Here is a 19,816-nt window from a genome sequence, read left to right as displayed (position 1 = left end):
CGAGGGCGCGATTGTAAAGGGATTGCGCAGGTGAGTCACTAAGCGCGCGACCTAGCCCATCTCCTGCGGATCAACATCAATCGACCAGCGCACCCGTTTGGCGAGCGGCGATGCCTCTAGTTGCAAGGCAAGTTGGCTGAGCAACTGTTGCAAGGGTTTGCGATGTGCGCTGTTGATTTGTAATTGGTAGCGAAAGCGGTCACCGCGTTTTTCCATCATCGCCGGCAGTGGCCCTAGGTAACTAAAGAAGGGTTGCGGCGCTTGTAGTTGTTCGGCCATTTGTCGTGCGACTTGTAAAAAATCCACAGCGGCTATGGCTTGTTTGCTCTCGGCGCGAAGCAGTGCCAAGTGGCGATAGGGCGGCAGCTGGGTAATTTGGCGTTCATGCAGAATCAAATCTGCTAGTGCGTGATAACCCTGCTGCACCAGCGTTTGCACCAGCGGGTGATCGGTGTGGTGGCTCTGCAAAATCACGCGGCCATTTTTTTCTTCGCGCCCAGCGCGCCCAGCGACTTGCAACAACAACTGCCCCATGCGCTCGGCGCCACGAAAGTCGGTGCTGAATAGGCCAGCATCGGCATCGATAATCACCACCAGTGTGACATCGGCAAAGTGATGACCCTTGGCGAGCATTTGGGTGCCGACCAGAATGCAGGGGTCGCCGGAGTGCACATCAACCAATAACTTCTGCATCGCGTTTTTGTTGCGGGTGGAATCGCGGTCGACGCGGATCACTTTCTGGGTGGGAAACAGTTGTTGCAGCACTACTTCGCTGCGCTCGGTGCCCTGGCCAATGGGCTGGATTCTGCTGCTGTTGCAACTGGGGCAGCGCTTGGGAATACCGCGCTGGTGATCACAGTGGTGGCAGTGCAAATGGCGCGGGGTCTGGTGCACGGTCATGCGTGCATCGCAGTGGTTGCAATTCGCCAGCCAGCCGCAATCGTGACATTCCAGTGTGGGTGCGTAACCGCGGCGATTAAGGAAAACCAACACCTGATTGCCTTTGTCGAGGGTATCGCCAATCGCATCGATACTGGCTTGCGCAAAACCTTCGTGCAGGATTTCGCCGCGAATATCGAGCAGTTGGATTTCAGGTGGTTTGGCCTTGCCCGCGCGCGCTTTCAGGCGCAGATATTGGTAGCGACCTTGGATGGCGTTGTGCAAGGTTTCCAGCGACGGTGTGGCGGAGCCGAGGATCAGTGGAATCCCGAGGCGATGGGCGCGTACCGCAGCGAGATCCCGTGCGGAATAGCGAAAGCCATCCTGCTGTTTAAAGGAGCCGTCGTGCTCTTCATCGATAATCAAAATGCCCGGTTCTTTTAGCGGCGTAAACAGCGCCGAGCGGGTGCCGATGATAATGCGTGCTATACCGTCGCGCGCTTGCAGCCAAGCGTCCAGCCGCTCGCGGTCATTGAGGCCGGAGTGCAGGGCGACAATCGGCAAATTAAAGCGGCGTTGGAAGCGCTCAAGGGTTTGTGGGGTCAAGCCGATTTCTGGCACCAGTACCAAGGCTTGTTTGCCCTGCTTGAGGGTTTGTTCAATGGCTTGCAGGTAGATTTCGGTTTTGCCGCTGCCGGTAGCGCCATCGAGCAGGTAGGTTTTAAAGTGGTGGTAGTCGATCTGCGCAAATGCGTTGTGCTGCTCATCGCTCAGTACTAACGGCTGTTCACCCAATAGTTGTGCGGGCAGCGGTGCCGGCACTGGGGTGACTTCATCGATGCGAACCAGACCTTTATCGATCAGGGTTTTGGCGATGCTGCGCGGAATGTCGAGCAGGTCGAGATCGGCGCGGTTGAGCTGATGGCGGGTTTGCAGTGCGGCGAGTAAGGCCGCCTGTTTGGGGGAGCGTTTAAGTGCGCCCTCGGGCAAACCTTTACCCTCAGTGGTGAGGCGAAATACTGGCTCGCCGCGCAGTTGCGCCGGTTCACCTTGGCGCAACAGTGCGGGCAGTGCGGTTTGCAGGGCTTCACCGGGGGCGCATTGGTAGTAGTCAGCGGCCCAGAGGCAGAGGTCGAGCAATTCGCTATCGAGCGCGGGGTGCGAGTCGATAATCGCCAAGGCTGCACGCAATTTAGCAGGCTCCTGCACGGTTTCGGTTTTCACCCTGAGCAGCACACCAATCAACTCCTGACGGCCAAAGGGCACCCGTATCAATACGCCGGGCTGCAGTTCATCGACGCTAACATCCGCCGGCAATAAATAGTCGAAGCAGCGCCTTAGCGGCACTGGCAGTGCGATTTCCAGCAGCAGGAATTCTGTCGATGTGGTTGATGTCATGGGGTCGATAGTCGCCAAACGAGGCGGGCAGAATAACCTAATCGATCTGAGCTTCGTAGGTTAAAGGAGTCTTGTGGTAGCTACGAGCAAGGTGGGCTGGTGATTTTTTGGGCTAAACTGCTGTTTTCAGTTGCGCAGATATGGTTTTCTGGTAGTATCCCCGCTCCCTAAAAACAGCCGTTTTTTAAACCTATGTGCGGTGCTCGGCAACGACCGGGTGGCGGCGCAGATCACACAAGGCAATCATCATGAAAGCAGATATCCATCCAAATTACGTTGAGATCGCAGTAACTTGCAGCTGCGGTAACACTTTTAACACTCGTTCAACCATGGGCAAGCCTTTGCACGTTGACGTATGCGGTTCTTGCCACCCGTTCTACACCGGCAAGCAAAAAGTAGTTGATACCGGTGGCCGTATCGACCGCTTCACCAAGCGTTTCGGCAGCCGTATCGCTGGTGCCAAGAAAGACTAATTTCTTGTATCGCACTCTGCTAGCTGCGCTAGTAAAAACGCCGGAAATGAAGATTTCCGGCGTTTTTTTATGCCTGTTATTTTCCGTTTCTGTTGTTGCTGAATGCGGCTCTTCGTCCGGTGAGTTGCTGCAGGTGGTGCGTGTATCTGACGGCGACACATTGAAGCTGCAAGATGGCCGCTCGGTACGCATTCTCGGGGTGAATGCACCGGAAATCACTCACGGCAAAAATGCTGGCCAGCCGCTCGGGCGAGAATCCCGCGCAGTGGCGCAGGCGTTTATCGAGCGCGCTAAAGGCCGTGTGCGCTTGGGCTTTGAGCAAGAACGGCGCGATCACTACGGTCGTTTGCTGGCGCATGTATACGATGGCAGTGGCCGCAGTTTGGGGGCAGAGCAGGTGCGCAACGGGATGGCGATGCAAGTCGCGGTGCCGCCTAATACCGCACAGGCAAAATGCCTAGCGGCAATTGAGTCGGGCGCGCGTAAAAAACATCTGGGCATGTGGCGCGACCCCTATTGGCAGCCGCTGCCAAGCACCTCCATGCGCGGCGATGAAACTGGTTTTCGGCTGGTGAGTGGGCGTGTCGCTAAGGTGGATATCAACTCTGCGGTGTGGCTGGAGTTGGATGGCAAGCTGGTGTTGCGAGTCGCCAAAAAAGACTGGCCTCTATTGAGTTACCGTAAGCAGGATTGGCTCGCGTTGAAAGGGCAAAAGATTGAAGTGCGCGGTTGGATTAGTGCGCAAAAGTCGAAGCGTTCGCAGCAATTTAAGCCGCTGGTGATGCAGCTGCGGTCGCCCTCGTCCATGAGGGTAATCACTGAATGACAAGGTTAGAAAAGCTCTTCCGGCAAGGTCGCCTGCTCGCTGCTTTCATTGCCTGCAGCCGAAGTGCGGCCTGTATCTTCGCCTAAAAATACTTCAAAAATCGCATCCGGATCGCCTGGCATGGCGGGTTTGCCGGTATCCGGATTGATCCGCACCGTCACTATCCCCTCTGGCTGGCGCGGCAATTTATCGGGAATTCCCTCCAGTGCGGTGCGCATAAAATCGATCCAGATGGGTAGTGCTGCCGAGCTGCCGAACTCTCTCCGCCCCAACAGGGTGTTTGCATCAAAGCCTACCCAAACGCTGGTTGCGACATTGGGGTTGTAGCCGGAAAACCAGCTATCGCGCGGGCCGTTGGTGGTGCCGGTTTTACCTGCAATGTCATTGCGTTCAAGCTGTTTGGCTAGTCGGCCAGTGCCTTTGTCGATCACATCGCGCAGCATTGAATCGATCAGGTAGGCGATGCGCGCATCAATAATACGGGGCGCACGCGCATTGTTATCAAGGCTGGGGGTTGCCGGTATCAGGCTGCCATCATCGGCATAGCTGAGTTGATTAAACTCGCATTCTTTGCATACCCGCTTTGGTCGTGCCTCGTAAACAATATTGCCTTTGCTATCCTCAATGCGCGTGACCAGATAGGGGTCAACTTTAAAACCACCATTGGCGAAGGCTGCATATGCTGTGGCCATTTGCATGGGGGTGAGGGCATGGGTGCCGAGCGCGAGGGTTAGGTCGCGCGGGAACTCTTTGGGGTTGAAGCCAAAACGGGCGAGGCTGTCGAGCGCGGTTTGCATGCCAATGCTGCGCAACAGACGAATCGATACCAGGTTGCGGGAGCGGTAGAGTGCCTGACGCATGCGCATGGGGCCGACAAACTTACCATCATCATTTTCCGGACGCCAAGCGATCCCTGTGCTGGTGTTTTCAATCACTATAGGTGCATCGTTAATGATTGATGCCGGAGTGAAACCATTTTCCAATGCGGCGGTATAAATCAGCGGTTTAAAGCTCGAGCCAGGCTGGCGTGCACCTTGAATCGCGCGGTTGTAATGGCTTTGATTGAAATCGAGGCCGCCGACTAGTGAGCGAATGGCGCCATCTAGTGGGTCGAGAGACACAAGTGCGGCCTGAATCGCGGGCACTTGACTAAAGCGCCATTGATCATCGCTGTCTTTGGTGATGCGCACTACATCGCCAGGTTTGAGAAATTCGGTAACTGATTTATAAGTGGCGCCGCGGCTATCTTCGGTCAAGTAAGGGCGAACCTCAGATAAGCCTTGTTCCCAGCCAAGGTCCACAAAGTCGCCATTGCTCATCAATACGCGCAGTGATTTTGCTTGTGTATCTACCACCGCGGCAGGTTCCTGACCGCCGAGAGTGGGAATGTTTTGCAGTTGATCTTGCCAGTCGATGAGGTCGGCATCCTCTGAGGGTTTTAAGTGCCGCTCTGGCCCGCGATAACCGTGGCGCTGATCGTAGCTCAGCAATCCCTTGAGTACGGCGGCCTGTGCAGTCGCTTGCATGGCGCTATCGACACTGGTGTAAACCTTGTAACCCTCGGAGTAAGTCTTGTCGCCAAACCGATCCAATACTTCCTGCCGTGCCATTTCTGAAATGTAGGGCGCTTGTACGTCCAAGGTGGTGCCGTGGTAGCTAGCGGTATTGGGTTCGTTGATTGCCGCCTCGTATGTGGCTTGGTCTATGTGTTTTAGTTCGTACATGCGGCCGATAATCCAATTGCGACGAATCATGGCGCGCTTGAGATTGGCGAGTGGGTTATAGGCAGATGGCGCTTTCAATACACCTACAATCATGGCGTATTGAGCGATACTTAGCTGGTCAATATCTTTGCCATAGTAGATCTGGGCTGCTGCTTGCAAACCATAGGCGCGGTTGCCGAAGAACATTTTGTTGTTGAACAGTTCAAGGATTTCCTCCTTGGTAAATTTCCGTTCAATTTCAATGGATAAGAGGATTTCGTTAAACTTGCGTGAGAAGACTTGCTTGCGAGTGAGAAAGAAATCACGCGCCAACTGTTGCGTAATAGTACTTCCGCCAGATTGAATGGCGCCGGACTTCAGAATTTGTGATGCGGCGCGCAACATGCCTTTTAGAGAAACTCCATGATGCTCAAAGAACTCTGCATCTTCGGCGGAGAGGAGTGCTTTTATATACAGGGGCGGTATTTGGTTGTAGGTAAGGGGAGTGCGACGCTGTTCGCCAAATTCGCCTATTAACTTGCCGTCGCTTGAATAAACTCTCAAAGGGGTCTGTAATTTAACCTCCCTCAATGAATCAACCGATGGCAATTTAGGGCTCAAATAAAGATAGAGCCCGGCGAATGTCACCAAAGTAACGCTGAAACCGGCCAGTAACAGCCAGAAAATAGTGCCGAAGAAGGATTTTTTACTGAACATTTTTTCTATGTGAATTAATGAGTTAGCGCGGTTGCCGCAGGTGGCGGGCATTATACGGGCTTTTTGCCTGTTTACATATTCATCGGTTTGTTGCAGGCTTAAGTTAAAGTGCTATAACATAAACAACGTCTAAGTTACGGATATAGATAGAAAAATGGGCATTTTAAGTTTCCTCGATAAGAAGGCTAAGCCGGTGGTCGGGTTGGATATCAGTTCCACCTCGGTCAAATTGCTTGAACTTAGTCGCAGTGGCGATCGCTACCGCGTTGAGTCCTATACCGTAAAAGCTCTCCCGCCCAATGCGGTGGTGGAGAAGAACATTGCTGACCCTGTCGCAGTGGCGGAAGTGGTCAGGTCTATGGTCAAGCAGTCTAAAACCAAGCTTAAACATGCAGCTGTTGCTGTCGCCGGTTCAGCGGTGATCACTAAGATGATCGATATGCCGATGGATTTAAATGACGACGCAATGGAAAGTCAGATCGCTGCTGAGGCTGATCAATATATCCCCTTCCCCCTTGAGGAGGTGGCACTTGACTTTGAAGTGCAGGGGATTTCTCCGCGCAACCCCGATCAGGTGGAAGTTTTGTTGGCGGCATGTCGCCGTGAAAACGTAGAGGTTCGCCAGCAGGTTCTGGCTGATTCAGATCTGATTGCGGAAAAAGTTGATATTGAAGCTTATTGTATGGAACGCGCCTTTGAATTGATCGCTGAGCAATTGGAAGATCAAGAGGGGCAGGTTGTCGCAATTATCGACATAGGTGCGACCATGACGACCTTGAGTGTTCTGGTCGATGGCAAAACCGTTTATACCCGCGAACAGTTGTTTGGCGGACGTCAGCTGACAGAAGAAATTCAGCGGCGCTATGGTTTATCACGCGAGGAGGCAGGTCTTGCCAAGAAGCAAGGCGGTTTGCCCGATGACTACGAGATGGAAGTTCTGGTTCCCTTTAAAGATGCTGTGGTGCAACAAGTTACACGTTCTCTCCAATTCTTCTTTTCCGCTAGTCAGTACAATGATGTGGACTACATCATCCTCGCTGGCGGTGTTGCTTCGTTAGAAGGATTGGTGGGTTTGATAGAAGAAAAATTAGGGACGCAAACTGTGGTAGCTAATCCGTTTGCGCGTATGTCAGTTTCATCCAGAGTAAATGCAGTGTCGCTCGCAAACGATGCTCCTGCCTTGATGATTGTTACTGGTTTGGCAATGAGGAGTTTTGACTAATGGCCAAAATTAACTTATTGCCCTGGCGCGAGGCTTATCGGCAAGAAAAGAAACGAGAGTTTCTAGGGGTTATTGTCGGGATTGGTTTGGCGGCAGCCTTTGGAGCCTATGTGTGGGTGTCCAGTGTGCAGACGGCTATTGAAAATCAAAATGCCCGTAATCAGCTGCTTCAGCAGGAGATTGCCAAGCTTGATGCACAGGTAAAAGAAATCAGTGAGATTAAAAAAGTTCGCGATGATTTATTGGCGCGCATCAAAGTGATCACCGATCTTGAGGGGACTCGTCCAGTTATTGTTCGGTATTTCGATGAGCTTGCGCGAGCTATTCCTGATGGTGTTTGGATCAATTCAGCAGAGCGAAAAGGCAATGTAGTAACTATTGTGGGTGTGGCTGAATCGTACAATCGGATAGCCAGTTTTCTGCGCAATCTTGAAGCCTCAGACTGGTATGCGTCACACAACTTGATTTCAGTCGATGCTGCACCTGAGGAAGGTGAGGATGCGAGTAGATTTAAAATGACGGTAGAGACTTCCGCACCGGTGGATCCCGCAATTGATCCGGCCAAAACTACAGGAGGGGTTAAATAGATGTCATTTCAAGATACCCTCGAGCAGCTTAAAGAATTTGATGTAAACGATATAGATTTTGAAAAAATAGGTGTTTGGCCTTGGCCTGCTAAAGCGTTCGTCTGTTTGTTGTTAATAGTGGTGGTTTTTGCGGGTACTTACTATCTTAAAATTAGTGATTTGAATTTAGAGCTTGAGGCTGCAGTCGCACAAGAGCAAACCTTGCGGGGGACTTTTGAAAAACGCAGTTTTGAAGCCGCGAATTTGGATGCCTACAAGGCGCAAATGGAAGAGATGAAAGTTACATTTGACTCCTTGTTGTCGCGCCTGCCTGCCAAAACCGAAGTGCCTGGACTTTTAGAAGATATAGGTACTCGTGGTAGTGAGAGCGGATTGACTAATATCAATATTAATTTTCAGCCTGATGTTGTGGCTGAATATTACATTGAGGTGCCGATCAGTATTTCAGCGGAGGGGGGCTATCATGACATGGGCGGTTTTGTGAGTGGTGTTGCTGGAATGCCGCGTATTGTGACATTGCATGATTTCTCCATTACTGCAACTAAAGAAAATAAAACGTTAAGTATGAAAATTTTAGCGAAGACCTATCGCTACAAGTCTCAGGAGGCCGCCCAATGAAACGGTCACTGTTAATTATCGAACTACTCTGTTTGCTGGTATTGGTGGGCTGTGGTCAGTCTTCTCAGCAAGATTTGGTTAATTTTATGGAGGAGACAAAGCGCAGACCCAAGGGGCAAATTGAGCCGCTACCTACGTTTAGTCCATACCAGCCATTTACTTACAGCGCGATGACTTTGCGTAGCCCTTTTGAAAAGCCTATTCCAATTGATGAATCGGCTGCAAAAGGTGGACGTGCAGTTGCGCCAGATTTGACCAGAGAAAAAGAGTTTCTCGAAGGTTTTAATATTACCTCGCTTAAGATGGTAGGGACTATCAGTAAGGGCGGCCAACTTTGGGCGCTGATTGATGATGGTGCGAATAGTGTTGTGCCAGCAACAGTAGGAAATTACTTGGGGATGAACCACGGCAAAATAATATCCACTAGCTCAGGGCAAATTGAGGTGATGGAGATTGTGGGTGATGGTTCTAATGGTTGGGTTGAACGTCCCAGAATTATTAAATTAGAAGAGAAGGAATAGCGGGTATGCGTGCTCTATTCACTCCGGGGTTGAATATGCGTAAATATGTTTTGGCATTTGTTGGCTTGGTGATTTCGCCTTTAACACTGGCAAGTACCTTAAATGAAATTAATTTTTTCCAATTGCCTGGCGAGCGTTTTGAAGTGCGCATGTCATTTGATACGCAGCCGCCCGCACCCAAAGGCTATACCATCGAAAAACCTGCACGTATCGTGCTCGACTTTCCTGATGTTGTGAGTGGGCTAAAAGAGCGACGTTTTCCTCTTGCCGTTGATAATGGTCAAAGCGCGATGGTGTTAACCAGTGAGGGGCGTACTCGCCTTATATTGAATCTCAATGATTTAGCCTCGTATACAACTCGTACGGATGGCAATAGTTTTGTTGTGGAGGTTGGTGCAGCAAAAGGGACTGATAGCGGGCAAATTTCTCGTCCGGCTGTTGAGGTGGCTACTAGGTCATCGTTTAAAGAAAACGATGCTATTGGCAATCAAACAAAAATCACCAATATCGATTTTCGCCGTGGCACTGCTGGCGAGGGGCGGGTGATTGTGACTTTATCCAACCCAAAAGTCAGTGCTGATATGGTTGGCACTGGTGCAGGTGTGAAATTATCCTTTAAAGATGCTTGGTTACCACCAGAATTGCGCCGTCGGCTGGATGTGGTTGACTTTGCTACTCCGGTTTCATTGGTGAGTGCGACTCAAGAAGGTGAAAGTTCTGTGCTTAACATCAGTGCTGGAGGTGATTTTGATTATCTTGCCTATCAGACTGACAATGAATATGTGTTGAGTATTAAGCCATTAACTGCCCAAGAAAAGCAGGAAAAGAAAAAAGATTTTGAATACACCGGTGAAAAATTATCTCTGGACTTTCAAGATATTGAGGTTCGCGCGGTGCTGCAAATTATTGCTGACTTTACCGAGTTGAATTTGGTGGCGAGCGATACGGTTCAAGGGCGCATTACTTTACGTTTACAAAATGTTCCTTGGGACCAGGCGCTAGAGATGGTGCTCAAGAATAAAGGTTTGGATAAGCGTCAAGTTGGTAATGTGTTAATGGTTGCTCCAGCGGCGGAAATTGCGGAGCGCGAACGTCAGGAAATTACTACTAAGAAACAACTTGAAGAATTGGCGCCACTTAGAACTGAATATATTCGTGTTCGTTACGCCAATGCGAAGGAAATGTTTGAATTGTTCCGTGGTGATAGCGGTGGCGGTGGCGGTGGCGGCGGTGGCCAAGGCGGTAGCAAAGCTACAGGTAGTGTTTTGTCTGAGCGTGGGCAAGGTGTGGTGGATGAGCGCACCAACTCGATTATCATTACCGACACGGCAGAGCGTATTGAGTCTTTCAAGCGGTTGGTTGACCAAATTGATATTCCGATCCGTCAGGTAATGATTGAGGCGCGTATCGTTATTGCCAATACAGACTTTGAGCGTGAATTAGGTGTGCGTTGGGGGGGGGCAGGATTCAACGCTAACAATAGACGAATTATAGACTTTGCTGGCTCTCAGGAAGGATTAGATGATGAGGACGGCACTAGCCCCTACAATTGGTGGCATCCTGGTCCAAATGATGATGATAACTCACTAAATCTCACAGAGAATAATGTGGTTAATCTTGCAGTCAATAATACGAATGCCGCCACAGCAGCAATAGGTGTGTTGACTGACAACACCTATCTTGATCTGGAGCTGAGTGCATTGGAGACTTCGGGTTATGCTGAGATCGTCTCGCAACCTAAGGTTATTACCAGTGATAAGCAGTTGGCGATTATCAAATCCGGTAAAGAAATTGGTTATCAGGAAAGTGCTCCGAGTGGCGGCACAACTACCGGTTTCCGTGAAGCTGTTTTGAAGTTAGAGGTCACTCCGCAAATAACACCGGATAATCGCATCATTATGGATTTGGTGGTGTGGAAAGACTCACTTGGGCAGGTAACTGAAACTGGTGTTCCAACAGTTGATATCACCCGTTTGCAAACCAAGGTTCTTGTAAATAATGGTCAGACAGTAGTTTTGGGTGGTGTGTTCTCGCTTGAGGGAACAAAGGGTGAAAGCAAAGTGCCATTACTTGGCGACATTCCCTATCTCGGTCGCTTATTTAAGAAAACTGTTGATAGTCAATTCAAAACTGAATTGCTGATTTTTGTTACTCCCAAGTTGATGTCGGATACTCTCTCAAACTAATGCGTAAACCCAATGTCTTTCTGGTCGGCCCCATGGGGGCCGGCAAATCTACAATAGGCCGTTTGTTGGCTGCAGAATTAAATCTCAGTTTTCGCGATAGCGACCGTGTCATAGAAGAGCGCACGGGGGCTGATATTCCTTGGATCTTCGATATGGAAGGTGAAGAAGGTTTTCGTGAGCGAGAGACGGCAGTTTTGCTCGAATTGGCAAATGAGCGCGATGCAGTCATTGCTACAGGTGGCGGGATTGTTTTGCGTGCGCAAAATCGCGAAATGATGAAATCATCGGGTTTTGTTTGTTACCTTACTGCGTCCATTGAGCAGCTGGTTGAGCGCACTGCTCGCGATAAAAAACGCCCCTTACTACAAGTTGAAAATCCACGTCAGAAAATTATTGATCTGTTAGCGCTGCGCGATCCGCTGTACCAGGATGCCGCTGACTTTATCGTTAATACAGATCGCCGTTCTCCCAAAACGGTTGCGCAAGAAATTGCATCGTTGGTGCAAGACGCTTAGCTGCTTCAGTGTTTTTCAGCACTTTTTTCTCGTGTTCCCATCGCTGATATCAGTCTGTGCTTTGTGATAAAGTGCGGCTGATTTTCTTCGTCTTCGTAAAAGGCAATCTTTATGCAGGTTTTAACCGTTAATTTGGGGGATCGCAGCTATCCCATTTATATCGGCGAACAATTATTGTCGCAGCCGGAATTATTGTGTCCGCATATTCGCGGGCGTCAGGTTTGCGTGGTTACCAATGAGACGGTTGCTCCTCTCTATCTCGATAAGCTTTGTGCGGCCCTTAGTGACTATCAAGTAGACACTGTGATTTTGCCCGATGGTGAAAGCCATAAGACGTTGCAAGTGTGGAGCAGTATCTTTGATACCTTACTTAGCTCGCGCCACAACCGTACAACTACGTTAATTGCGCTGGGTGGTGGAGTGGTTGGCGATATGACTGGTTTTGCCGCTGCAACCTATCAACGTGGCGTGGATTTTATTCAGATTCCTACAACCTTGTTATCCATGGTTGATTCATCCGTGGGTGGAAAAACCGGCGTGAATCATCCGCTCGGTAAAAATATGATCGGCGCTTTTTATCAGCCGCGCTGTGTGCTTGCAGATACCTCTTTGTTAAGGACCTTACCCGCGCGTGAATTATCCGCAGGTATTGCGGAGATAGTGAAATACGGTTTGATTTCTGATTATGACTTTTTTGTCTGGTTGGAAAACAATATGGATGATTTGCTTGCAGGCGACATGACTGCCTTGGCTTATGCGGTAAAACGTTCCTGTGAAAATAAAGCGGATGTAGTGGCGCAAGATGAGCATGAAGGCGGCTTGCGTGCGATTTTAAATTTAGGCCACACCTTTGGCCATGCAATTGAAACGGCGCAGGGGTATGGCAATTGGCTGCATGGCGAGGCGGTTGCTGCAGGCATGGTAATGGCAGCGGACTTATCCTGTCGTCGCGGTGCTATCAGTAATGATGAGTTGGCGCGCGTGATCCATTTGTTGCAGCGTGCAAATCTGCCCGTTAAAGCACCGTCTGATATGATTCCAACTCAATTCATGGAATTAATGGGCGTCGATAAAAAAGTATTGGATGGTCGTTTGCGCTTGGTGTTGTTGGAGTCTATGGGCAAAGCAATTATTACCAGCGATATAGATGCTGGCATGCTGCAAGATACATTTGATGCGTGTAAAGCAGATTAATCAAACAGGTTACAAGAGACATAGATCATGACCAGAGAGTCACCGCTGCGTGCCCAGCCGGACAGTCGCTTGCTCGATCACGGCGACTCACAACAACCTTATTTGTTTGATGAGCTGGATAACGGGCACTCTGAAGATCAATTATTGGCAGATTATCGCCAGCGTTACGGTTTGTCTGAAGACCCATTTGCGCAGGATTACTCGTTTCCACTATTTACCGGTGCTGGTCGTCGGCAATTGCTCGACCAGTTGCTGCATCTCTGCCAATTCAGCAATAGTGTTCTTGCGGTTTTGGGCGAATATGGAGTGGGAAAAACGCGTATTGCCCATGCGTTTATGGATTCGCTTTCCGATCAGGATCAAATTTGTTTTTTAAGTTTGCGCTCCGGGCAAAGCCTTGAGCAGATTTTATTGTCGATTGTTCAGTCGTTTGAGATTAATGCTGGCGATGTCCCATCAACGGAAAACTTGCTGACCAGCCTTGAGGCTTTTATTGCTGAGGAGGCTGTATCGGATAATGAAGGTTTAGCCGTTGTTGTATTGGACAATGCACATTTGTTGGATGATCAATCCATATCTGTTATTACCTCTCTGCTCAATAATTTTCCACAGCAAAATCGCCTGCATCTTGCACTGTTTGGCGAGCCGCAATTGATGCATCGCCTGGAGCGTTTGAGTCCGGAAAACTTATTAATCAATGATCTACATTTGCAATCCTTCGGATTATTGGAAACTGTTGATTATTTAAATTTCCGTATGGAGATGGCCGACTATCTCGGGCCGGAAATTTTTTCAGAGTCGATGGTTGAGCCTTGGTGGCGGCAGACCCATGGGCAGCTCAGTGTGCTGCATGAATTGGCGCAGGAGCGTCTGCTGGAGTCAGTTACGCCTGCATCTCCATCTAGTAAGCGCCCGCTACCAGTGCTGCATATTGTTGCTTTATCTCTGCTGATAGCAATGGTTGGTGTTGTAATTCTTTATATGGGTGATGAGGAAAAAAAACCGACAAGCGCCAATTCTTCTTTGGTGAATTCGGCGGCAATTCCAGCCGCGCCAGCCCAGCCTGCGTCGTCAATAGCTACCGATCAGCAGGCAGCATTGAGCTCTACCGATACCCCGGTGCAGCCACTGTTGCAGTCACTGCCGCAACCATTACAACCTAATCAGCAAGTACAGCCAGCAGCGCAAACAACTAAAGGTGCGAATGTTGGCAGCGATGAGTTACCTAAAGAGGAAATTGTTCCGTTGGCGCAGTTGCCTACCGCGCCGCCCAAGCAGGTTCAAGCTGTGCCCGAGCCAATGTCAGAGCCATTGCCGCAGCCAAAACCGGTTGTGACTGTGCCGGAGCCAGTGGCGCAGCCTAAAGTGCCCGAGGTCAAGCCTGAGCCGGAAATTGCTAAGCCTGTGGTGAAATCGACAAGTACTGCGGCGATTGGTGCAAATGCGCAAGAGCGCACTATTTTGTCTTGGCAACCAAGTGAATTTACGGTGCAGTTATTGGGCGTTAGCACTGAAAAAGCTGCGCGGGCTTTTGTTGCGGAGCAACCCAATAAAAATGATTTGCTAGTCTTTCGCAGCAAGCGCCAAGGGCGAGATTGGTTTGTGGTGATTACTGGCCGCTACTCCAGTTCGGCACAGGCGCGGCAGGCGATTGCCCGTTTGCCCAGCGCGCAGCGCGATGCAGGTCCTTGGCCGCGTGATGTAAAAACTATTCAAAACAAAATCAAATCAGCGATGTGAATTAACTTAAATCGTTGGCCATAAAAAAACGCGGCATCGGCCGCGTTTTTTATGGATGGCGAATAAATAAGAAATTATTCGTCGCTTTCCAGTAATTCACGATACTCGCTGGCATCCAGTGCTTCGTCGAGCTCTGCTAAATCATCGGGTTTAACACGGAAGAACCAGCCGTCATCATAGGGTGAGCTGTTAACGGTTTCAGGTGCGTCTTGCAGCGCTTCGTTAACTTCAATCACTTCGCCAGAAACCAGTGAATAAATATCGGACGCGGCTTTAACTGATTCCACTACACCCGCCTCTTCACCCAACGCAACACGGGTGCCGACTTCCGGAGTTTCTACATACACAACATCGCCCAAAGCGTCTTGTGCGTGGTCGGTAATGCCGATGGTGACTGTGCCATCTTCTTCAACGCGTGCCCACTCGTGGCTGCTCAAATATTTCAGTTCTTTGCGAATATCGCTCATGGCTTTTTTCCTGTAATTGTTCCTGTAATTGGTTCAGTAATTGTTCGTGTAAATGTTGCTGTGATTATTCCAGCAATGGTTCTGTGAGAATAGTTAACGTTTTGCGTAACTTTAGATAACCGCTTTGCCGTTGCGTACAAAATTGGGTGCTACCACTTCCACCGTCACTTGCTTGCCGCGCATTTCCACTTGGCAGTGGCTGCCAATACTCCGTGGCACGCGTGCCAAAGCAATAGAATAGCCCAAGCTCGGTGAAAATGTCCCGCTGGTGATAACGCCTTTTTCATCGCTACCCTCTACTGTGACAACTTGTTCGGCGCGCAATACACCGCGTTCGCGCAAGACTAATCCCACCAGTTTTTGGGTTGATGCGGCGGCTTTTTGGGTCTCCAAAACTGCGCGGCCGATAAAATCGCGCTCCGCTGGTTGCCATGCAATAGTCCAGCCCATATTGGCGGCCAGTGGCGATACGGTCTCATCCATTTCATGACCGTAAAGATTCATGCCTGCTTCCAGGCGCAAGGTGTCGCGTGCGCCCAAGCCACAAGGTGCGACACCCGCATCCGCCAGCGCTTGCCAGAAGCTTGCTGCGGCGTCATTGGGTAGCATAATTTCCAAACCGTCTTCGCCGGTATAACCGGTGCGGCCAATAAACCAATCGCCTACAGGTAAACCTTGGAATACGTTCAAGCTGGCAATTACCGCTGCCTGCTCGGCGTTGACCAGTGATGAGGCGATTTGAATGGCTTGCGGGCCCTGTACTGCAATCATCGCCAATTCGGCGCGCTCGGTGATGGCGACAGCGAATTTTTGTGCGACTTGATTCATCCAAGCGAGATCTTTTTCGCGGGTGCTGCAATTGACCACCACACGATACCAATCGCCCAGGTTGTACACGATCAGGTCGTCAATCACACCACCTTCATGGTTGAGCATGCCGCTGTACAGCGCTTTGCCGTAGAGCGTATCCAGCTTGGCGACATCGTTCGCCAGCAAATATTGCAGATAGGCTTTGGCGTCTGCGCCGGTCACATCCACCACGGTCATGTGTGATACATCAAACATGCCGGCGTGCTGGCGCACCTTGTGGTGTTCTTCGATTTGCGAGCCGTAGTGCAGTGGCATATCCCAGCCGCCAAAGTCCACAAGTTTGCCGCCCATGGTTTGGTGAGCGGCATAGAGGGTGGTTTTGTTGCCCATTGGAGTACCTGCGCAGATAAGGTGGGTTAGAAAAAGGGCGCCATTCTAGGCGCGCGGGTGGATGCTGTCCAACGAATCGGCGCGGGCGATGGAAAAGCCCGCGCCTGAATCCTTGTTATTGATCATTGTGTCGTGGCGGAGCTGCCCTGTTCTGATTTTTGTTCCTCGGTTTGATCGTTGGTGGCAGCATCTTGCTCTGGCTTTTCTTTCTCAGGTTTTTCTTTACGTTCATCATCAACCTGTTTTTTGAGCGATTGCATATCTGCCATAAATTCTTCCAAGCTGTGATCGCGGCTGAGGCGGACGGCAGGGGGATAAATGTGGCTCATATAAAGCTCATCAGACAGATGATTGCTCGCCTGATATTTTTTGGTCATGGTGATGGTTGAGCCCAGCAATACCAAGGCGATCAAGATGAGTTTCAAACGCCCCGGGCGTTTGTTGCCCGCCGTGCGCATGTGGAAGTACAGCACCGTTGCGCAAATCACAATAAGGGGATGCGAATTAAATCGGGTCAAGAACTCCCAGCTCAATGCGTAGGCGAGCAGGCCGCTGACATGCTCCCACAGTTCCAGAAAGGCAAGTCCGGCACTGGCGATAAACAAGTGGCGACCGAAGCGAGCGTGGCCGGTAAAGAGTTTGCCAAACAGCGCCCACACTCCGCTCCAGCCAATGGCAAAACCGAACACGCTCACCAATTCCAGCAGGTATTTGCTCAGCGTGCCTTGATTCAGATCCGCCAGCCAAGTGCTCATCAAACCGCTAACCAGCAGCAATACCAAGCCGGTTAAGGCAGGCAATAATCCCTCCCACTGGTGGTTGGTCAAATCAGTCACTTCAGCAGCGACTTGGTAATCAGCCGTGCGAACGCGCAAGTGAGTGTGGCCGAGGCGATAGACTTTATCGCCATCCACTACAAAAAAATTCTCACGGGTATTGGTGCGGCTGTTGGTGAGGGTGATGCCGTTGTGGCTGCCCAGGTCGGCGATGATTAATTCATCGAGTTGATTCAACTCAATCTGGGCGTGATGTGCAGCCGTGTGTGGATCATCGAGAATAATATCGTTGTCGTAAGCGCGGCCAATGGTGATAGGTATATGTGTCACCTTGCTGCGATGCAGCACTTCACCATCGGGGGTTAACTGCTCAACAAAAATGGAGTGGCTCATTGTGCGGCCTCCATAGTGTTTGATTCGTCAGTATCAACTTCATCGCTCTGGATCATGTCATCGGGCAGTGGTTTTATTTCATCGTCAGTTTTGCTTGAGCGATCAATGCCCTGCAAAAATTGGCTGATTAACTTCATCCCGTTGCTGTAGGACACGCCCTGAATATTGATCATGCTTTGTAAACTTTTATAGCTGTCGTCGGTGCTTGCGGTGATTAAGGTAAAATCGTACAGCTCTTTAAATTTGTGATATGCCTCGGCGCAGACCAGCGCGCGCAGCGAAATATTATTGTGTTTAATAAAATCCTCGGTACAGGCCGCGGGAGTGATGGTTTCGCTTTTTGCGGTGCTGTACACCTGATCGTCAAACATGTTGCTGGCGAGTTGGGCAAATTGCATAGCGTTGAGTTTTTTGTTGTGTGCGTATTTGTGATGCATGCTGATGTGACCGGTTTGCAGCTCGCCTGACACAAAAATTGCCGATTCCATCGAGCAATTAATTCGGGCGATGGTATAAGCCTTTTTTGCCGAGCTATCGGTATTGCCCCAGCAGCGCACCTGATCGGATTCGCGCACCGGTACGCGGTAGGGGCCCAAATCTTTAATGCTGAATGGCTTCTCCAATAATTTATCCACCATCACCGCTTGGTGTTCGAGCAACTGTTCGCCAATGACGGGTTTGAAATCGGTCGGCGCTTTCATCTCGCTGGTGACACGCGCCAGTAAAGCTTGCACATAGCGCACTGGCACCAAAAAACTGACCAATTCACCGTCGCGGCGATGCGCAACATTAACTCCCGCGACCTGACCATCGGCTGTCACATTGGGGCCGCCGCTCATGCCGGCGTTGACCGCTCCAGTAAACATCAATTGATCGGAAAAACCGCGTGCGCTGATCCCGTTATAAGTCCCCTCGGAGATGGTAAAACCCAAATCGAGTGGATTGCCGAGAGAATATAAATGCTGCCCCTGATTTAATTTCACCAGCGCAGGTTGTTCGCTTTCTGCAGATGTATGAGGCACCTTAAAAAAGCCGCTGCCATTGCGTGCGATCCGCACAATCGCCAAATCGTGCAGTACATCCACGGCGAGCAATTCAATTGCACCACTGGCGCCACTGGTGTCTTTGTATTCGCCAAAATAGGTTTCCGGTTCCAGCGCAATTTGCGAGACCACATGGAAATTAGTCACCACCAAATTGGAGTTGCCGATTAAAAACCCCGAGCCAACCGACGACTGGCTATTGCCGTTTTTCAGCAATACGCGCAGTTGCAGTAAATCCTGCTGGGCAGATGCATAAAGCTGCTGGGCGGCGGACGATGGCAATGGCGGGGTGGTTTCGGCCAGCGCGGGCAGGCTCAAGCTGACGGCAAAAGCAAGGGCGCGGGTCAGCGCTCGATAGGGAAAACTCATGTAAATCCTTGTGGCTATTAACGATAAAAGTAACGGGCTAAGCGAAAAAGAATAGTAGCGGCTATTGCACCTGTGAGGTAGCAAGATTTGTCATCAATACGCGAATGTTGCGCTGCCGGTAGCGAATACGGGGATGTAGTTTATCTGGTTCAATAAACCCAACCTTAATGATCTGGTGTACGCGCCAGCGCCCAAATATCCACCCGTTGGGCGCCCGCTTTGATTAATAGTTCACTCAAAGTACGTGTTGTAGCAGTGGTGGTGACCACATCATCTATCAGCGCAACATGGGCATTGGCGATTTTTAGGCGATAACCCGGCTTGATACTGAAAGATTCGCGCAAATTTTTTAATCGCTCAGCACGGCTCAGGCCTTTTTGCGAATGGTGATAATGGGTTTGCTGGCAGGCCGATAACACCGGAAGCGCCAATTGTTCGCCCACCCAATAGGCCATCAGCTCGCTCTGGTTAAAACCGCGCTGCCAGCGTTTGCGCCAGTGGCTGGGTACGGGCAGTAAAAAGTCTGGGCGCTCGCTGTGCTGGCAAGTATCGGCTAAGAGTCGCGCAAGCAATTTGCCGCTGCTCAATTGGCGCCGGTATTTGAATTGATGGATGAGGTGATCCAGTGGATGTATATAGCTAAATGCAATGCTCGATTGGCTGAACGCGGGCGGCTTGCGCAGGCATTTGCCGCACAGGGTGGCATCGCTGGTAAGTGGCAGTGCGCAGCAGCTGCATAAATACAGCTCTTGGCTGAGGCGCGGCAAGGCAGCGTCACATTCAGGGCATAGCAATCGGTAGTCGGGGCTGGCCAAACCACACAACAGGCAGGGCGCAGGTAGGAGCTGATCGACCAGTTTGGTGGTAGCTGAAGCGATGAAATGCAGCATAAAAATCCCTGTTGGCAATAATCCTTGTGGGCGCATTTTCGATATTGCCAGCGGTTTTGTCAAAATCGAGTAGTAAACCTCATTCTGTCTTTTAGGTTG

Annotated in this window: 17 protein-coding genes; 10 read left to right on the top strand and 7 right to left on the bottom strand. The window is 50.4% G+C overall.

The features are described 5' to 3' along the window. Positions 1-51 precede the first annotated feature (51 nt). Positions 52-2,277, bottom strand: a complete 2,226-nt coding sequence (locus AWU77_RS08345; RefSeq protein WP_062061631.1) for a primosomal protein N' — start codon at positions 2,275-2,277, stop codon at positions 52-54. A 248-nt stretch (positions 2,278-2,525) separates the two neighbouring features. Here AWU77_RS08345 and rpmE point away from each other — a divergent pair, with 248 nt between their 5' ends. Then, positions 2,526-2,750: a 50S ribosomal protein L31 gene (gene rpmE / locus AWU77_RS08340; RefSeq protein WP_062061626.1), complete on the top strand. Its 225-nt coding sequence runs from the start codon at positions 2,526-2,528 to the stop codon at positions 2,748-2,750. Positions 2,751-2,754: 4 nt separating this feature from the next. Beyond that, positions 2,755-3,576, top strand: a complete 822-nt coding sequence (locus AWU77_RS08335; RefSeq protein ID WP_062061623.1) for a thermonuclease family protein — start codon at positions 2,755-2,757, stop codon at positions 3,574-3,576. A gap of 5 nt (positions 3,577-3,581) precedes the next feature. Here AWU77_RS08335 and AWU77_RS08330 read toward each other — a convergent pair whose 3' ends face one another. Continuing rightward, a complete protein-coding gene (locus tag AWU77_RS08330) occupies positions 3,582-6,047 on the bottom strand; it encodes a penicillin-binding protein 1A (protein ID WP_062061620.1) in 2,466 nt (821 codons plus the stop codon). Positions 6,048-6,150: 103 nt separating this feature from the next. Between AWU77_RS08330 and AWU77_RS08325 the strand changes: the two genes are divergently transcribed. The 8 genes from AWU77_RS08325 (at position 6,151) to AWU77_RS08290 (ending at position 14,579) form a co-directional block, all read left to right on the top strand. After that, entirely contained in the window at positions 6,151-7,218 is a 1,068-nt protein-coding gene (locus AWU77_RS08325) for a pilus assembly protein PilM (protein ID WP_062061617.1), read from the top strand. Continuing rightward, positions 7,218-7,805 carry a PilN domain-containing protein gene (locus tag AWU77_RS08320; RefSeq protein ID WP_062061614.1) on the top strand — a complete coding sequence of 196 codons (588 nt, stop codon included), beginning with the start codon at positions 7,218-7,220 and terminating at the stop codon, positions 7,803-7,805. The genes AWU77_RS08325 and AWU77_RS08320 overlap by 1 nt, the downstream gene beginning before the upstream one ends. Further along, positions 7,806-8,423, top strand: a complete 618-nt coding sequence (locus tag AWU77_RS08315; protein ID WP_062061611.1) for a type 4a pilus biogenesis protein PilO — start codon at positions 7,806-7,808, stop codon at positions 8,421-8,423. Continuing rightward, positions 8,420-8,944: a pilus assembly protein PilP gene (locus AWU77_RS08310; protein WP_062061608.1), complete on the top strand. Its 525-nt coding sequence runs from the start codon at positions 8,420-8,422 to the stop codon at positions 8,942-8,944. Before AWU77_RS08315 ends, AWU77_RS08310 begins: the two co-directional genes overlap by 4 nt. Positions 8,945-8,949: 5 nt before the next feature. After that, positions 8,950-11,130: a type IV pilus secretin PilQ family protein gene (pilQ, locus tag AWU77_RS08305; protein ID WP_193747515.1), complete on the top strand. Its 2,181-nt coding sequence runs from the start codon at positions 8,950-8,952 to the stop codon at positions 11,128-11,130. Beyond that, positions 11,130-11,645: a shikimate kinase AroK gene (aroK, locus tag AWU77_RS08300; protein ID WP_062061604.1), complete on the top strand. Its 516-nt coding sequence runs from the start codon at positions 11,130-11,132 to the stop codon at positions 11,643-11,645. Before pilQ ends, aroK begins: the two co-directional genes overlap by 1 nt. A 111-nt stretch (positions 11,646-11,756) precedes the next feature. Beyond that, positions 11,757-12,839: a 3-dehydroquinate synthase gene (aroB, locus tag AWU77_RS08295; protein ID WP_062061601.1), complete on the top strand. Its 1,083-nt coding sequence runs from the start codon at positions 11,757-11,759 to the stop codon at positions 12,837-12,839. Between the two features lie 27 nt (positions 12,840-12,866). Further along, positions 12,867-14,579, top strand: coding sequence for an SPOR domain-containing protein (locus AWU77_RS08290; protein WP_238582347.1), 1,713 nt, complete (start codon positions 12,867-12,869; stop codon positions 14,577-14,579). A gap of 74 nt (positions 14,580-14,653) precedes the next feature. Here the strand turns inward: AWU77_RS08290 and gcvH are convergent, their stop codons facing one another. The 5 genes from gcvH to AWU77_RS08265 all read right to left on the bottom strand — a co-directional run bounded on the left by gcvH (position 14,654) and on the right by AWU77_RS08265 (position 19,717). Further along, complete coding sequence (gcvH, locus tag AWU77_RS08285) at positions 14,654-15,046, bottom strand: glycine cleavage system protein GcvH (protein WP_062061595.1); 393 nt, start codon at positions 15,044-15,046, stop codon at positions 14,654-14,656. 111 nt (positions 15,047-15,157) lie between these two features. Beyond that, positions 15,158-16,246: a glycine cleavage system aminomethyltransferase GcvT gene (gcvT, locus tag AWU77_RS08280; RefSeq protein WP_062061592.1), complete on the bottom strand. Its 1,089-nt coding sequence runs from the start codon at positions 16,244-16,246 to the stop codon at positions 15,158-15,160. A 122-nt stretch (positions 16,247-16,368) separates the two neighbouring features. Beyond that, positions 16,369-17,415 (bottom strand): FHA domain-containing protein, encoded by a 1,047-nt coding sequence (locus tag AWU77_RS08275; RefSeq protein ID WP_062061589.1) that lies wholly within the window; start codon positions 17,413-17,415, stop codon positions 16,369-16,371. Then, positions 17,412-18,827: a serine protease gene (locus AWU77_RS08270; protein WP_084618208.1), complete on the bottom strand. Its 1,416-nt coding sequence runs from the start codon at positions 18,825-18,827 to the stop codon at positions 17,412-17,414. The genes AWU77_RS08275 and AWU77_RS08270 overlap by 4 nt, the downstream gene beginning before the upstream one ends. A gap of 164 nt (positions 18,828-18,991) precedes the next feature. Further along, on the bottom strand, positions 18,992-19,717 hold the full coding sequence (locus AWU77_RS08265; protein ID WP_238582346.1) for a ComF family protein: 726 nt from the start codon (positions 19,715-19,717) through the stop codon (positions 18,992-18,994). Positions 19,718-19,816: the final 99 nt, after the last annotated feature.

The sequence above is a fragment of the Cellvibrio sp. OA-2007 genome, assembly GCF_000953825.1.
GTDB lineage: Bacteria > Pseudomonadota > Gammaproteobacteria > Pseudomonadales > Cellvibrionaceae > Cellvibrio.
The sequence above is the reverse complement of the archived record's forward strand: the minus strand, read 5'-3'. Positions and strand labels throughout refer to the sequence as shown.

Excerpts from the sequence above, each read along its gene's own strand:
- AWU77_RS08345 (WP_062061631.1), bottom strand. The coding sequence starts at position 2,277 with ATGACATCAACCACATCGACAGAATTCCTGCTGCTGGAAATCGCACTG.
- rpmE (WP_062061626.1), top strand. The coding sequence starts at position 2,526 with ATGAAAGCAGATATCCATCCAAATTACGTTGAGATCGCAGTAACTTGC.
- AWU77_RS08330 (WP_062061620.1), bottom strand. The coding sequence starts at position 6,047 with ATGCCCGCCACCTGCGGCAACCGCGCTAACTCATTAATTCACATAGAA.
- AWU77_RS08325 (WP_062061617.1), top strand. The coding sequence starts at position 6,151 with ATGGGCATTTTAAGTTTCCTCGATAAGAAGGCTAAGCCGGTGGTCGGG.
- AWU77_RS08320 (WP_062061614.1), top strand. The coding sequence starts at position 7,218 with ATGGCCAAAATTAACTTATTGCCCTGGCGCGAGGCTTATCGGCAAGAA.
- AWU77_RS08315 (WP_062061611.1), top strand. The coding sequence starts at position 7,806 with ATGTCATTTCAAGATACCCTCGAGCAGCTTAAAGAATTTGATGTAAAC.
- AWU77_RS08310 (WP_062061608.1), top strand. The coding sequence starts at position 8,420 with ATGAAACGGTCACTGTTAATTATCGAACTACTCTGTTTGCTGGTATTG.
- pilQ (WP_193747515.1), top strand. The coding sequence starts at position 8,950 with ATGCGTGCTCTATTCACTCCGGGGTTGAATATGCGTAAATATGTTTTG.
- aroK (WP_062061604.1), top strand. The coding sequence starts at position 11,130 with ATGCGTAAACCCAATGTCTTTCTGGTCGGCCCCATGGGGGCCGGCAAA.
- aroB (WP_062061601.1), top strand. The coding sequence starts at position 11,757 with ATGCAGGTTTTAACCGTTAATTTGGGGGATCGCAGCTATCCCATTTAT.
- AWU77_RS08290 (WP_238582347.1), top strand. The coding sequence starts at position 12,867 with ATGACCAGAGAGTCACCGCTGCGTGCCCAGCCGGACAGTCGCTTGCTC.
- gcvH (WP_062061595.1), bottom strand. The coding sequence starts at position 15,046 with ATGAGCGATATTCGCAAAGAACTGAAATATTTGAGCAGCCACGAGTGG.
- gcvT (WP_062061592.1), bottom strand. The coding sequence starts at position 16,246 with ATGGGCAACAAAACCACCCTCTATGCCGCTCACCAAACCATGGGCGGC.
- AWU77_RS08275 (WP_062061589.1), bottom strand. The coding sequence starts at position 17,415 with ATGAGCCACTCCATTTTTGTTGAGCAGTTAACCCCCGATGGTGAAGTG.
- AWU77_RS08270 (WP_084618208.1), bottom strand. The coding sequence starts at position 18,827 with ATGAGTTTTCCCTATCGAGCGCTGACCCGCGCCCTTGCTTTTGCCGTC.
- AWU77_RS08265 (WP_238582346.1), bottom strand. The coding sequence starts at position 19,717 with ATGCTGCATTTCATCGCTTCAGCTACCACCAAACTGGTCGATCAGCTC.